15 protein-coding genes are annotated in these 14,879 nt (G+C 44.9%); 13 read left to right on the plus strand and 2 right to left on the minus strand.

What is annotated here, in order from left to right; genetic code table 11:
• Window positions 1-60: 60 nt before the first annotated feature.
• The 6 genes from ABNK31_RS08245 to ABNK31_RS08270 all read left to right on the plus strand — a co-directional run bounded on the left by ABNK31_RS08245 (window position 61) and on the right by ABNK31_RS08270 (window position 6,764).
• Entirely contained in the window at window positions 61-1,227 is a 1,167-nt protein-coding gene (locus tag ABNK31_RS08245; RefSeq protein ID WP_418895181.1) for a Gfo/Idh/MocA family protein, read from the plus strand.
• Window positions 1,228-1,342: 115 nt separating this feature from the next.
• On the plus strand, window positions 1,343-1,483 hold the full coding sequence (locus tag ABNK31_RS08250; RefSeq protein WP_418895384.1) for a hypothetical protein: 141 nt from the start codon (window positions 1,343-1,345) through the stop codon (window positions 1,481-1,483).
• A 114-nt stretch (window positions 1,484-1,597) separates the two neighbouring features.
• Window positions 1,598-2,707, plus strand: coding sequence for a glycoside hydrolase family 43 protein (locus ABNK31_RS08255; protein ID WP_418895182.1), 1,110 nt, complete (start codon window positions 1,598-1,600; stop codon window positions 2,705-2,707).
• A gap of 39 nt (window positions 2,708-2,746) precedes the next feature.
• Window positions 2,747-4,330: an SUMF1/EgtB/PvdO family nonheme iron enzyme gene (locus tag ABNK31_RS08260; protein ID WP_418895183.1), complete on the plus strand. Its 1,584-nt coding sequence runs from the start codon at window positions 2,747-2,749 to the stop codon at window positions 4,328-4,330.
• Window positions 4,331-4,460: 130 nt separating this feature from the next.
• A complete protein-coding gene (locus ABNK31_RS08265; RefSeq protein WP_418895184.1) occupies window positions 4,461-5,837 on the plus strand; it encodes a Gfo/Idh/MocA family oxidoreductase in 1,377 nt (458 codons plus the stop codon).
• 9 nt (window positions 5,838-5,846) lie between these two features.
• Complete coding sequence (locus tag ABNK31_RS08270; protein ID WP_418895185.1) at window positions 5,847-6,764, plus strand: TIM barrel protein; 918 nt, start codon at window positions 5,847-5,849, stop codon at window positions 6,762-6,764.
• An 85-nt stretch (window positions 6,765-6,849) separates the two neighbouring features.
• Here ABNK31_RS08270 and ABNK31_RS08275 read toward each other — a convergent pair whose 3' ends face one another.
• Both ABNK31_RS08275 and ABNK31_RS08280 read right to left on the minus strand, forming a co-directional pair.
• Complete coding sequence (locus ABNK31_RS08275) at window positions 6,850-7,194, minus strand: type II toxin-antitoxin system HicB family antitoxin (RefSeq protein WP_418895186.1); 345 nt, start codon at window positions 7,192-7,194, stop codon at window positions 6,850-6,852.
• Between the two features lie 3 nt (window positions 7,195-7,197).
• On the minus strand, window positions 7,198-7,464 hold the full coding sequence (locus tag ABNK31_RS08280) for a type II toxin-antitoxin system HicA family toxin (RefSeq protein WP_418895187.1): 267 nt from the start codon (window positions 7,462-7,464) through the stop codon (window positions 7,198-7,200).
• 155 nt (window positions 7,465-7,619) lie between these two features.
• Here ABNK31_RS08280 and ccsA point away from each other — a divergent pair, with 155 nt between their 5' ends.
• From ccsA to folK, 7 genes are all read left to right on the plus strand, one after another.
• Window positions 7,620-10,046 carry a cytochrome c biogenesis protein CcsA gene (gene ccsA, locus ABNK31_RS08285; protein ID WP_418895188.1) on the plus strand — a complete coding sequence of 809 codons (2,427 nt, stop codon included), beginning with the start codon at window positions 7,620-7,622 and terminating at the stop codon, window positions 10,044-10,046.
• A gap of 294 nt (window positions 10,047-10,340) precedes the next feature.
• Window positions 10,341-11,219, plus strand: a complete 879-nt coding sequence (locus tag ABNK31_RS08290) for a cell division protein FtsX (RefSeq protein WP_418895189.1) — start codon at window positions 10,341-10,343, stop codon at window positions 11,217-11,219.
• 21 nt (window positions 11,220-11,240) lie between these two features.
• Complete coding sequence (locus tag ABNK31_RS08295) at window positions 11,241-11,495, plus strand: DUF3098 domain-containing protein (RefSeq protein ID WP_418895190.1); 255 nt, start codon at window positions 11,241-11,243, stop codon at window positions 11,493-11,495.
• 33 nt (window positions 11,496-11,528) lie between these two features.
• Window positions 11,529-12,416, plus strand: a complete 888-nt coding sequence (locus tag ABNK31_RS08300; RefSeq protein ID WP_418895191.1) for an undecaprenyl-diphosphate phosphatase — start codon at window positions 11,529-11,531, stop codon at window positions 12,414-12,416.
• A gap of 4 nt (window positions 12,417-12,420) precedes the next feature.
• A complete protein-coding gene (gene truB / locus ABNK31_RS08305; RefSeq protein WP_418895192.1) occupies window positions 12,421-13,119 on the plus strand; it encodes a tRNA pseudouridine(55) synthase TruB in 699 nt (232 codons plus the stop codon).
• 42 nt (window positions 13,120-13,161) lie between these two features.
• Window positions 13,162-14,214 carry a tRNA preQ1(34) S-adenosylmethionine ribosyltransferase-isomerase QueA gene (gene queA, locus ABNK31_RS08310; protein WP_418895193.1) on the plus strand — a complete coding sequence of 351 codons (1,053 nt, stop codon included), beginning with the start codon at window positions 13,162-13,164 and terminating at the stop codon, window positions 14,212-14,214.
• Window positions 14,215-14,238: 24 nt separating this feature from the next.
• On the plus strand, window positions 14,239-14,769 hold the full coding sequence (gene folK / locus ABNK31_RS08315; protein WP_418895194.1) for a 2-amino-4-hydroxy-6-hydroxymethyldihydropteridine diphosphokinase: 531 nt from the start codon (window positions 14,239-14,241) through the stop codon (window positions 14,767-14,769).
• Window positions 14,770-14,879 lie beyond the last annotated feature (110 nt).

Consider the following 14,879-nt stretch of genomic DNA (forward strand, 5'->3'; position numbering starts at 1 on the left):
GGAAAATAGAATATGATTCAAAGTTTCCGGATAGTCTAATAAATAATAATATTGGATATTATGAAGCATAGAAAACTAAAAATGGGTATGGTTGGCGGCGGAAACGACGCCTTTATCGGGGCAATTCACCGTGGGGCGGCAGTCATGGACAATTTAATTGAGCTGACTTGCGGTTGCTTTAGCGTAGATCCGGAGATATCGAGAAGTTCCGGGCAGTCTTATTTCTTACCGGATGATAGAATATATGATACCTATCAGCAAATGTTCGAACATGAAATGTCGTTGCCCGAGGAAGAACGAATGGATTTTGTAACCATCGTTACTCCCAACAAGTGGCATTTCGAGCCGGCAATGATGGCTTTGGAAAGAGGCTTCCATGTGGTATTGGATAAACCGATGACTTTTTCGTTGGATGAAGCTAAACTTTTGAAAAATAAAATCGAAGAGACCGGATTAATACTCGCGCTTACGCATGTCTATTCGGGGTATCCTGCTGTAAAAGAAGCTAAGGCAAGAATTGCAAAAGGAGAACTCGGCAAGTTAAGGAGGGTTTATGTGGAATATACGCAAGGATGGCTTTCCGACCGGATAGAATTGCAGGGTGGAAATAATGCCGGATGGCGTACCGACCCAAAACGTACGGGTAAAGCGGGATGTATCGGTGATATCGGAACACATGCCTGGCACTTGGTCGAATATATTACCGGGTTGAGAGTGCAGCAAGTGTGCGCTGATCTTCATACGTTTGTGGATGGGCGTCCGGTGGATGATGACGGGGCCGCATTTCTGCGGTTCGAAAATAACATGAGTGGAGTTTTAATGGCGACTCAAATTGCAACAGGGGAAGCGAATAATATCCGTATTCGTGTGTATGGTGATAAAGGAGGATTGGAGTGGCGCCAAATGGAGCCGAACAGATTGATTTTAAGATGGGGAAATAAACCCTCGGAAGAATTATATATGGGAAATAATGAATATCTTCATCCCTTAGCTCTTTGGAATACAAGGACTCCATCGGGTCATCCGGAAGGGTTTATTGAAGCTTTTGCCAATATCTACCGTAATTTTGCACTTACCATAACGGCCAAAAGAAAAGGGGAAATACCCGATGAGAGGATGCTCGATTTTCCGGCCGTTGAAGATGGCGTGAGAGGGATGCAATTTATAGAAACAATGGTTAAAGCAGGGTTTGACAATGATCATAAATGGCATAATTGGCTCGATTAAATGATATTTTACTATCATAAATGACATAATTGTCTCATTCATGTGATAAAAATAATTATTTACTTTCTGATTATTGATAAATGTAGTATTTTAGCGTCTTAATTTTGCCACGATAATATCGGGTATCCGGCATTGCGGAAAGAGTGTCTTGTTGATCCAAATAATGAAGAAAACAAATAGGTGGCCATCGTATCTCAATTTCGGTGATCCTCGGTGCGAAAGAAAGGAGTTTACAATCAGCAAAAGGCATATCTGAAGGCTAAACAAGTCATAGAAGTAATTTCTGCTTGGATATTTGTAGATTAATGAGATTGAATATTGATTGGCACATGTTAAATATATACGAAACTGATAATTTAAAACGGGAAAAATGAATTTTATTCGATTAGTCTTGATTGTTTTTTTGGCGATTATGGCTTCGTGCGCGCCTTCCAAAAAGCAAGAAATCACGTTGCAAAACCCTCTACCGGTAGAATTCGGTGATCCGTATATTTTAAGGGCTTCATCGGGCAAGTTCTATATGTATGGTACCACGGAAGGGCTGCTCGGATTTAAGACCTATTCGTCGGACGATTTGGTTAATTGGAAAGAGGAAGGAACCGTTTATGAAGGTGCAACCCCTGAATCGTGGACGGTGGATTGTTTTTGGGCGCCGGAGGTCTATGAACGAAACGGGAAGTATTACCTTTGGTACAGCGCCAATTGGAAGCATAATCCTACGAATGAAGGCGAGAATTTCCGTATTGGAGTGGCCGTAGCGGATAATCCTACAGGTCCTTTCAAAGAAATAAGTGACGGCCCTGTATTCGATCCCGGCTATCCGATTATCGACGCGAATGTCTATTTTGATGATGAAAACGGAAAGGCCTATCTGTACTATTCCCGCTGTTGCTACAAGCATCCGGTGGAAAGTGAAGTAGCCGATTGGGCAAAACAACAAGGGTGGTTCGATGAGATTGAAGAGAGTTGGATTTATGGCGTGGAGTTGAACCCGGATTTTTCGGGGGTGATCGGCGAGCCGCAATTAATGCTTCGTCCTCCCGTGAGCATGAGTGATACACAAGCCGAATGGGAAAGCCGATCGGTTACGTCGAAAGAAGTGAACAGGCGTTGGACGGAAGGATCTTTCTTATTCAAAAAAGATGATACCTATTATATGATGTATTCCGCCAACTTCTTCGGAGGGCAGAATTATGCCGTCGGATATGCCACGGCGAAGCATCCTTTAGGCCCTTTTGAAAAATCCGCCGATAATCCCGTTTTGGAAAAAAATACAACTCACGGGGGATCGGTAACAGGTACCGGGCATAATATGGTCTTAGACCTTCCGGACGGGAAAATGCTTTGTGTCTATCATGGGCGTACGCAGGCTACGGGTGATAGCCGGGTCGTATTTATCGATAAAATGGAAATCGATGATAACGGCCGGTTGATCGTACACGGGCCGACGACCGAAAAACAACAAATATCTCTGCCTTAAAATAATCGTATAATACAAAGAAGTTTTACTTTTACTGACATGAAATCGACATCGGATACGAAAAAGCACTCCTCTAAACGCAGAAATCAATTTTATCGGCGAAAATTCTTTTATCTCTTGATAGGGGTTATTGCCGGCATTGTATTGGTTGCGGCATTGTATCAAACTTCGGTCTATTTTTCCACTAACGAATCGTGCATGATGTGCCATGTCCATCCGCATGCTGAAGACTCGTGGCAGCTATCGGCGCATGTAAACAACGGAAGCGGGGTAATGGTGAATTGCGTGGATTGCCACCTTCCGCCGACCGATAATACCTGGCAGCATTATACGGCTAAACTGCAATTGGGCGTTCGCGATGTTTGGGGGTATCTTACAAAAGACAGCGCCGATTTCGACTGGGATAAGAAATCGGAACTGGAACATGCGGTGAAATACGTCCCGAATGCTTCGTGTGTGAAGTGTCATCAAAATCTTTTTCCGCAAGGTATTTCCGACGAAGGTATTACGGCACATATGTATTACGATGAGAATCACGCAAAGATGGATCTTCAATGCATTAGTTGCCATCTGGATGCAGGACACCATAATCCGAATTACTCGCATTCGCGCATGACGGGTATTCCGGGCTTGAGCGCATCCGGCAGTAGCGCAACAGACACAAGCCGGTTTTTTAAGGAACCTGCTCAGGTCACTTCTTTTACCGATTTTGTAGAGCAGATACCCGGTACTGCGATCTCCTTTAAAATGGTGGCTGTCCCCGGCGGAAATTTCACAATGGGTAGTCCTGAAAAGGAACCTTTCCACAAACCCGATGAAGCGCCGCAGCATCCGGTAACGGTGAATTCGTTCTTTATGGCGGAGATCGAGACGACTTGGGAGCAGTATTGGGCTTTTTACGGCAGTACGATGAGCGAGGGGCGTACTCCTCCCGAAACGACTTACGAGCGGAATATGCAGGCGCTCGATGTGGATGCCATTTCCGGCCCGACTCCTCCTTTCGGATTCCCGGATCAGGGATGGGGCGGTGATAAACGTCCGGCGATTACCATGACGCATTATGCGGCGGAAATATTCTGTCTGTGGTTATCCAAAAAGAGCGGCAAAAAGTATCGTCTGCCGACCGAAGCGGAATGGGAATATGCCGCTCGTGGAGGAACTGCTTCTCCTTATTTCTTTGGCGGTAATCCGAAAGATTTTTCGGATCAGGGTTTTTGGAGAAAGATATTTCCTGCTAAAACGGATAGTATTTCTTCGTATGTGATCTATACTAAAAACAGCCGGGGGCGCACGCAAGAGCCGGATGTCGTGAAATCCAATCCGTTCGGACTGAAGAATATGCTTGGAAACGTGATGGAGTATTGTGCCGATAAATATGATCCGGAGGTGTATGGCAAACGGGCGGATGGGGCACAAGATCCGGTAAACACGCAGGGTGAGGAATGGGTGATTCGTGGCGGTAATTATTTATCGGATGCGGCGGATGTACGTAGTGCCGCACGGGATCATACGTTGCATGATTCTTGGCTGAAAACCGATCCGCAACAGCCGAAAAGTATCTGGTGGTATTCCGATATCCGGGGAATCGGATTCAGGGTCGTGTGCGAGACAATGGAGAATTGATAATTACCAAATTACAAATTACGAATGACAAATTACGAATGACAAATGACAAATGACAAATTACGAATTACAAATAACTGAAAGCTGATAGCTTATCAATAATTAAAACAATCTATTAAATAACAAACAAATGAAAGAGAATGTAACCAGAAGAGCTTTTTTGAAAAGTTCGGCTGCTGTTGGAGCGATAGGCGTTATTGGGGCAAGCGGAACAACCGGCTTATTGACTTCTTGTAGTGGAAACAAAAAAAATGCAATAACACCTTTAAAGGAACCGGGAACCTATTATATACCGGAACTTCCGGATATGGCTAAGGACGGAAAAGAGCTTAAGGCCGGCGTAATAGGTTGCGGCGGTAGAGGTTCGGGCGCCGCGTTCGATTTTCTGAATGCTGCGAACGGGGTGACTATCGTTGCCTTAGGCGATGTTTTCGAGGATAAAGTAAACTCTTTGGCTGACAAGCTAAAAGCAGAGAAGAATATCGATGTTCCTGCCGATAAACGTTTCGTAGGACTGGACGCGTATAAACAAGTCATTGATAGCGGTGTGGATGTCGTTATTAATGCAACTCCGCCGTTTTTCCGTCCTTCGCATTTCCAGTATGCCGTAGAAAAAAACAAACATTGTTTCCTGGAAAAACCGATTTGTGTCGATGCGGTCGGATACCGCACGATTATTGCCGCCGCCAAACAGGCGCAAGCTAAAAACCTGAGGGTGGTAACCGGTACACAACGCCATCATCAACGTAATTATGTGGAATCTTATCAAAAGATTATGGAAGGGACCATTGGAGAAATTACCGGCGGGGTGGTTTATTGGAATCAAAATATGCTTTGGTATCGGGACCGGCAACCGGGATGGAACGATTTTGAATATATGGTGCGCGACTGGGTCAATTGGAAATGGCTGTCGGGAGATCATATTGTTGAACAACATGTTCATAATATCGACGTATTTACTTGGTTTAGTGGTTTGAAGCCTGTAAGCGCCGTCGGATTCGGATCGCGCCAGCGTCGTGTAACCGGCGATCAGTTTGACAATTTCAGCATAGATATTACGATGGAAAACGGTGTGCATTTGCATAGTATGTGCCGCCAGATAGACGGTTGCGCCAATAATGTGAGCGAGTTTATCCAGGGCGCCAAAGGATCTTGGTCTACCGCCAATGGTGAAACGGTAATCAAAGATTTACAGGGAAATATTCTCTGGCAATTCGATGCGGAAGCTGAAAAAACGACTTATAAACAAACCAATCCGTACGTGTTGGAACATGTCAACTGGATCAATAGCATTCGTGGAAATAAGCCCATCGAACAAGCTTCGGAGACCGCGGTGTCGAATATGGCGGCTATTATGGGACGCGAATCGGCTTATACCGGCGAGGAAACCAAATGGGAGGTCATGACGGCCTCGGCTTTGGATTATACCCCTCAAGATTTAAATATCGGCAAAATGAATATGTCCGGATTTACCGTACCTGTTCCGGGAAAACCACAGGATAAATAATAAAAGCGTATGAATTTCGATAGAAGATCTTTTTTAAAAACATCTCTCGCCGGAGCCGCAATGGTCACGGCGGGAGGAACCGTTTCGGCCGCAAACAGCCTTGATAAGTTGTCAGGCGGAAAAACATCGAAAGCTCAATTGAATATATCGTTTCAGGAAGGAATTGCCCCCGGCGATAGCCTGAAGAAGAAACTCGATTTTATGGAGAAGCATGGCGTCGTGGGCTTTGAGCCGGGAGGACGCGGACTGAAAGGACGTGTAAAAGAGATCAAAGATGCTTTGCGTGGTCGTGCCATTAAGGTGAGTGCGATATGTGCCGGCTTCGACGGATTTATTCTTTCCACCGATCCGGCAATCCGCAAGCAATGCCGTGATACGATGAACGAGATTATCGGAGCCGCGGGGGAGTTGGGATCGGTAGGGGTGATTATCGTTCCGGCGTTTAATTCGCAAACGCCTGCCATGCCCCATACGCAGGGAACCCGCGATTTCTTGTGCGAACAATTCCATGAGATGGGCGATTTTGCTCGACAGCATGGCACAACCGTTATTTTCGAACCGCTGAACCGCAAAGAAGCTTTTTATCTGCGCCAGGTGGCTGACGCGGCTTCTATCTGTCGTGACATTGATAATCCGGGGGTGAGGTGTATGGGTGACTTCTGGCACATGACCTGGGAGGAGACTTCCGACGCCGGAGCATTTCTTTCTGCCGGCCGCTATCTGGAGCATGTACATATTGCCAGTCGTAAAAGACGCAGTATGCCGGGAGAAGACGGTGAAGCCGACACGTATGTAGAGGGATTCAAAGCTCTGAAGTTTTTGGGATATGACAAGTATGTCAGCTTCGAATGCGGTTGTCAAGGCGACCGTAACGTCGTTGTTCCTCAGGCTTTGGAGCTGTTACGGAAACAGTGGAAGGAAGGGTGAAGAAGAAGTATGAAGTATGAGGGATGAGGGATGAGGGATAGCGAGGTCGTCATTTCAACTGGCAACCTCGCTATTAAATGCAATGTTACAAAATAAACGATTCTAACGCATTATTTATATAACGATTAAGGGAAATTCCTTCTCGTTTAGCTTCTCTGATGGCTCTTAAATAGGTGTCTGTTTTTAAACGTACATTCAAATTACCTAAATTCGGTTTTTGAGGCTTAATGCCATCGTTTTTGCAATCATACAAATAATCATTGACAAATTGTTGAAAATCTTTTTCCAATTCTTCCAATGTATTCCCTTCGTAGATATAGGCGCCTTTGATTCCTAAGAGTTGTCCGTATAATCTTTTATTTTCCAAATCAAATTCAATGCTACCGTAATAGCCTTTGTATTCAAGTAAATTTGTTTTATCTGTTTTCATACATTAATCATCAATTAATCCGCAATCTATTAAAGTAGTTTTGATAATCGCCAAAACGTAAGGCTTTAATCGATTTTCAGGGTGAGGTTTGTGAAATTTAATCGGATATTCGGGAAATTGTTTATTCAAAAAACGTACCCTCGATCCGCCCGTTTTTCCTGTCGGGACTTCAGAATATCCAAAGTCTTTCAGAAGTTTTGTCGCTTCTTCATAAGTAAAATCCTTTGGCATACTTAGGAAACGATTTAGTAATTTTTCTTTCGTACTCATATTATCGTACTTAATATCGATTGCAAATTTAAAGAGAAGAAATATATTTTGCAACTAAATTAGTCACATTGTTTTGTATAAGGTCGCTTTATATTTGCAACGGCAATTATTGATAAGATTAATCTATATCGTTTTATAGCTAAATATTCTTGAAAATGGATAAATTCATTCAACTTTTTTCTTCTTATAAAACATCGATTGTTTTATTGCTGGTATACGCTGCTATATTGGCTGCGGCAACATTTATCGAGAAGTTTGTCGGTACCGTTGCCGCAAAAATGCTCGTGTATTATTCGCCTTTATTTATTTTCCTCCAATTGTTGCTGGTTCTGAATTTTATTATCATCCTGATTGAAAACAGATTCCTGCACAAGCGTAGAGGATCGTTGCTAACCATTCATACGGCCTTCATTGTCATCTTGTCGGGAGCTTTAACGACTCATCTTTTCGGAAAAGAAGGAACCGTGCATATACGCGAAGGAGAAACGAGCAGTCGCATGGTTATGCATACCTCTAAAGGAACTGTTTATGAGACGTTGCCTTTTTCTTTGGAACTGACCGACTTCCGGTTGGTTTATTATCCCGGTTCGCAAAGCCCGTCGTCTTATGAAAGCGATTTACGACTCCATCTCGGAGACGAAAGCCGCGAGGCGCAAATATATATGAACAAGGTGTTGGATGTGAAAGGATACCGCTTTTTTCAGGCATCATACGATAAGGATGAAAAGGGGACTGTTCTTTCGGTGAATTACGATAGGGCGGGAAGAACGATTACCTATACGGGGTATTTTTTATTATTATGCGGATTTATCCTGTTGTTTACCGATAGAAATTCCCGCCTGAGACGGTTAAGCCGTCAATTAAAAGAGTTGAGGCTATCCGGTAAACTCCTGCCCGCAATTCTTTTGGTGAGTAGCTGCGCCTTGCCGGTCGTCGCCCGGAACGCTTCGGGTAACCGGCTGTTTGATGTGGTCAACGATAATGCCATCCCCTCGGAACATGCTGCAAAATTCGGGCGTTTGCCCGTACAATGGCAGGGACGGATTGTTCCGATGAATACGCTTTCTTCGGAAATATTACGGAAACTCTATAAGGCGGAGCGGATAGGAACGCTCGATTCCGACCAATTCCTGTTGAGTGTATTGGCCCTGCCGCAAATGTGGATGCAGATTCCGTTTATTGTTTATTCGAATAACGATATGGCGCGCGAATATGGGCTGTCGGAAGACGCGTTTTCCTACGGAGAGGCTTTTGACGATGAGGGCCGTTATAAGTTTGCCGCCGCTCTGCAAGAAGCATTCGCCACACCGCCGGCGCAACGCGATAAGTACGACAAAGACCTTATCAAGGCAGATGAGAAAGTCAACACGCTTTATCAGTTGTTTCATCATACCCTGCCGGCTGTTTTTCCTCCTCACGCCGGCACGCAGCATCAATGGTATTCCCCCGGCGGCGATCTATCGGCTTTTTCGGGAGAAGATTCCCTGTTTGTTTCAACGGTTTTTGACGAATACCTTTCCGAAGTCCGCCTTTCAGTCAAAAGCGGCAATTGGCAGAAAGCGGATGCCCATCTTGCCTCTATTGCCGATTATCAACAAAAGAAAGATATCGTCTCTCAAATCCGTCCCGAAAAAATACAAGCCGAAGTCCGTTATAATCGCTTGCATATTTTTCAGACGTGTAAAAAAGGATATCTGATATTGGGAGGGCTTCTCTTGTTGCTTTCCCTCACGAGTTTCTTTTACCGGTGGAAATATTTCACCCTTATGGAGAAGAGCCTTTTTTTGGGGATGGTGGCGGTATTCGCTTATCATGTTTATGGCATGGCTTTGCGGTGGTATATATCGGGTTATGCTCCCTGGAGCAATTCGTATGAAACGATGGTTTACGTTTCGTGGGCGACCGTTTTGGCCGGGTTGATTTTGGGGCGTAAGAACAGTATCATCCTTTCCCTTGCTGTTTTGTTTGCGGGAATGATTTTATTCGTTTCCGGACTGCAATGGATGGACCCTCAAATCACCCCTTTAGTGCCTGTATTAAAATCGCCCTGGTTGATGTTTCATGTGGCGGTAATCGCTTCGGCTTACGGATTCTTCGGCTTCGGTTTTTTATTGGGAACGGCAACGATAAGCTGGATGGCCTTTGGAAAGAAAGAGGCCTCCGTAGAACGCCGCATCCGGGAACTGACGCTCATGAATCAACTATCGCTCCTTACCGGATTGGCTCTGATGACGATCGGCATTTTTCTGGGAGCTGTTTGGGCCAATGAGTCGTGGGGACGTTATTGGGGATGGGATCCCAAAGAGACCTGGGCGCTGATCGTGATGGTGGCATATGCGGTGGTCACCCATCTGCATTTGGTCAAAAGATGGAATAATGCATGGTTGTTTAATCTGTGTTCCGTTTTTGCTTTTACAACCGTGCTGATGACGTTTTTGGGAGTCAACTACTTGTTGAGCGGCATGCATTCGTACGGGCATACCGAAGGAGCGCCGAGGATTTTCGGCTATATCCTTCTTTTTTATGGCTTCGTGAGTGTGTTGGGTGTGGTTTCGTTTCGGAAAAGAAGAGCCTCCTTCTAACTTCCCCTAAAAAAGGGGCAAGAACGGCTGGCTATGTATTATCCGTTGCTGTCCGTACTGAGTCAGCCTCTTCGGGAGGCGGCGGGCGGGGGAGTACCGGGAAGCGGGGAGAGGGTGGAAAGAATACGGAATTTTTTTTAGCAGATAATTCCCTGTAAATTTCCGATTTCATCAATAATTTTATTACTTTGCAGCATATTTGATAAAGTCCGTCTTTTTGGGTCGAGATTTCAGATTTAAAATTTCAAATTAAAGATTCAATTTCAGAATTTATCGTTCAATCAAAATCCCTTTATGTCGAAAAAGAAAAAGGTCTCAACTATCCGCTTCTTAAATGCGAAAATAACATCCGCCGTCAGTATCACGATGGTGCTGGTGTTGTTGGGAATTACCATCCTGATACTTTTTTTAGGGAAAGGCCTTTCCGGCTTTTTGAAAGAAAACATGAGCTTCAGCGTGATGCTGTCTAACGATATTACAGACCAGGAAATTACGCAAGTGCGTCATCAAATCGAAGCCCAGCCGTTTGTGCGGTCATCCCGCTTTATCAGTAAGGAAGAAGCGAAAGCCGAGCTGGTAAAAGAGTTGGGCGACGATCCCGAAGAGCTGCTGGGATTTAATCCGGCACAGGATTGTATCGAAATATTTCTTCAGTCGGAGTATGCCAATAACGATAGCATTGCGGTTATTAATCAACTCATCCGGCAAAATTCCAACGTTACGGATTTATTGTATCAGCAGGAAGCATTGGATTTGATCAACGACAACCTTTCCAAGGCAATGACCGTTATGCTTATTTTAGCGGTTATTTTGCTGTTCATATCCTTTACGCTCATTCGCAATACCATTCGGTTGAGTGTCTATTCGAAGCGTTTTTTGATCAACACGATGAAGTTGGTCGGCGCTACGAACGCTTTTATCCGGCGTCCGTTTGTAACGGATAATATGTTCACCGGTATTATCGCCGGTCTATTGGCCGACGGTATCATATTTGCTTTGATATCCTATTTCAGCCGAGAGTATATTCCGATGCAATCGATCATCAGCCTGTTCGATATGATGGTGATTTTTGTGGCGGTGATTGCTTTTGGCGTGCTGATTGCTACCACGGCGGCGGCATTTGCCGTGAACAAGTATCTGAAAATGGACACGAATAATTTATATTACGTATAAAATCGATTTTAATTAACGAATATGTCTCAAAAAAACGTGGCTTTAAAAAAGGTGAATTGGATTATTTGCGGTATCGCGGTCATAATCATTATTGCCGGTTTTATTTTAATGGCGATCGGACCTTCAACGACGGCCGAAGCAGGCTTTCAACCCGATATTTTCAGTGCAAGGCGCATCAAAGTGGCGCCCGTGATTTGCGTTATCGGATTCGTACTGATGGTTGTGGGCATCCTTTATCCCTCCAAAACGAAAAAAGATCAACAAGCGGAAGATTGATAACCGTCCTTTTTATTTGCAAACTACAGTTGAATGAGTATTTTAGAAGCTATTATCATAGCCATTGTGGAAGGACTGACCGAATTTTTGCCGGTGTCATCCACGGGACACATGATTATTACCCAAGCCTTGCTGGGAATCGAGAGTACCGATTTCGTCCGGTTTTTCACCGTTAATATTCAGTTGGGCGCCATCCTGTCGGTAGTGGTATTGTATTGGCAGCGATTCTTCAAGATGAACTCTTGCCGCATTTTCGATCCTCAAGCCGTTGCCGGAGCGAGCGCCGGAAAACGCGGCGGTATCTATCTGAAACGATTCCTGTATAAGTATGACTTCTATTGGAAATTATTGATTGCCTGCATACCCGGACTGGTATTGGGCTTGCTTTTCGACGATATCATCGACCGAGTGCTGGGCAGTGTGTCGGTGGTCTCCTTTATGCTGGTTATAGGCGGTGTGTTTATGCTGTTTGTCGACAAATGGTTCAATAAACCGTTGCCCGACCAATCGATCACCACCCGAAGGGCTTGGCTGATCGGGCTAAGCCAATGCGCCGCGATGTTTTTTCCCGGCCTTTCGCGCTCTATGGCAACCATTGTGGGAGGAATGATGACCAAATTGAACCGCAAGAATGCCGCGGAGTTCTCTTTTTTCCTCGCTGTGCCTACGATGTTAGGGGCAAGCCTTGTGAAAACCTTGAGCCTCGTGAAAGAACCCGCAGGGAAAGCGCTTCTTCAGGAAAATATAGGACTGTTGCTCATCGGCAATCTGGTCGCTTTTGTGGTGGCGATGATTGCAATCCGGTTTTTTATCGACTTTCTCACCAAATACGGCTTCAAGGCATTCGGAGTGTATCGCATTGTGATAGGAGGTGTGTTGTTGATACTTATTTTTTCGGGTATCAATTTAAGCATGGTGTAACGAAATGGATTTTATAGAAGGAGAGATCCTACATATTAATAAACCGCTTCATTGGACATCGTTCCGTGTGGTGCGTGTGGTTCGGGCAAAGATTTGTTCGAGGCTTAAGATCAAAAAGTTGAAAGTCGGCCATACCGGAACGCTCGATCCGTTGGCAACCGGCGTTATGACGATTTGCACCGGAAGGAAGACGAAAGAGATAGACCGCTTGCAAGCGTTGACGAAAGAATATGTGGCCGATATACGGCTGGGGGCTACGACGCCCTCGTTCGATTTGGAAACGGAAGTCGACGGTACGTATCCCACCGGGCATATCACCGAAGAGGCCGTGCGCGAATGCCTGCGTCGCTTCGAAGGCGAAATACAACAGGTGCCGCCCGCTTTTTCGGCGGTTAAAGTCGAAGGAAGACGCGCGTACACTTTCGCCCGCAATAACGAGACGATTGAACTAAAACCCAAATTGTTGGTTATAGAGAGTATTGAATTGCTATCTGTTGATTTACCGACTATCCGGGTGCGTGTCGTGTGCAGTAAAGGGACTTACATCAGGGCGTTGGCCAGGGATATTGGAGAGGCTTTGCATACCGGAGCCCATTTAACCGCGTTGACGCGGACCCGAATAGGCGAGGTGACATTAGATCAATGTTTGGGTATGGAATCGTTAGAACTGTTTTTCGATCAACATATCGCCGGACAGCCATAAAGAATATGAATTATAAAACTTATAGTATCAGATATTTAACGTATGAAACTTTCTCAATTTAAATTTCATTTGCCCGAAGAGCTTATAGCCAAGTACCCGTCCAAACACCGGGATGAAGCCCGTATGCTGGTCGTGCATCGTAAATCCGGCAAATTGGAACACCGGATATTTAAAGATGTATTGGATTATTTTCAAGAAAAAGACTTTTTTATTTTTAATAATACCAAAGTCTTTCCCGCCCGCTTGTTTGGAAATAAGGAAAAAACCGGCGCCAAAATCGAAGTGTTTTTATTGAGAGAATTGAATTCGAATCAACACTTATGGGATGTCTTGGTTAATCCCGCCCGTAAAATACGAATCGGTAATAAGTTGTATTTCGGGGAAGATGAGGAGTTGGTGGCAGAGGTTATAGACAATACCACCTCGCGCGGCCGGACCATGCGTTTCTTATACGATGGTCCTTACGACGAGTTTAAGAGGTTGCTCTTTTCCATTGGGGAAACCCCCATTCCGGAATATATGGAACGTCCGGCAGAAGAAGAAGATGTCGACCGTTACCAGAATATTTTTGCCGTGAATGAAGGAGCGGTGGTCGCGCCGGCTGCCGGTCTGCATTTCAGCCGCGAGCTGTTGAAGCGCATGGAAATAAAAGGAATTGATTATGGCTTTGTAACCCTGCACAATAGTCTGGGAGCCTATCGCGATATCGATGTGGAAGATTTGACGAAACATAAAGTCGATTCCGAACAGATGGTTATTACCGAGGAAATCTGCGAGCGGGTGAACAAGGCCAAAGACGACGCACGCAATATTTGTGCGGTGGGGACATCCGTATTGAGAGCCATCGAAACGATGGTCAGCACCGACGGACATCTGAAACCTTTCGAGGGATGGACGAATAAATTTATCTTCCCGCCTTATGATTTTACGCTCAATAATGCACTGATTACCAATTTTCACATGCCTTATTCCACGTTGTTGATGATGGCGTGCGCTTTCGGCGGATACGACTACGTGATGGAGGCTTACGATGTGGCCATTAATGAAAAGTATCAATTCGGGGCATATGGCGATGCCATGCTGATTGTCGATTAGATTGATGAAGATTGATAGAGATTGATGAAGATGGGCAAGGAGCATACTGTTTTTTTGGCGCTCGGATCGAATCTGGGTGATAAGCAGAAAAATATGTTGACGGCTTGCGAGGAAATAGAAGAGCGGATAGGAACGATCGTTTCCTTATCCGCTTTTTATATAACCAAACCCGAGGGTTTCGTTTCGGAGAATCTTTTTGTGAATGCCGTCTGCGAAGTATCCTCCATCGTTTCGGCAGAAGACCTATTCTTACTCACCAAACACATTGAAGAAGAGATGGGAAGGCGGCAAAAATCGGAAAACGGCGTATACCAAGACCGAATCATCGATATTGATATTTTAATGATTGATGATTTGATAATCAATACCCCGGAATGGACCATTCCGCACCCCCGTTTGCATACCCGTGATTTTGTGCTGGCGCCTTTCAACGAAATTGCCCCGCACGTTGTCCATCCTGTTTTCAAAAAAACGATTTCCGAACTGTATGCCGAATGGATGAGGTCGCAATCTCATGAAACAAGCGACCGCTATGTGAGAGACACGGATTATTAACTCTTCACCCCGAACATAAGAAAATTCGACATTGCTCTTCGGAAGTTCGACATTGGTCTTTCGAAGCTCGAAATTGGTGTCCGGAAATTCAAATCTGGACTTAAAAGCTT

Source organism: Limibacterium fermenti (assembly GCF_041902845.1).
In the GTDB taxonomy this organism is placed as follows: domain Bacteria; phylum Bacteroidota; class Bacteroidia; order Bacteroidales; family Dysgonomonadaceae; genus Limibacterium; species Limibacterium fermenti.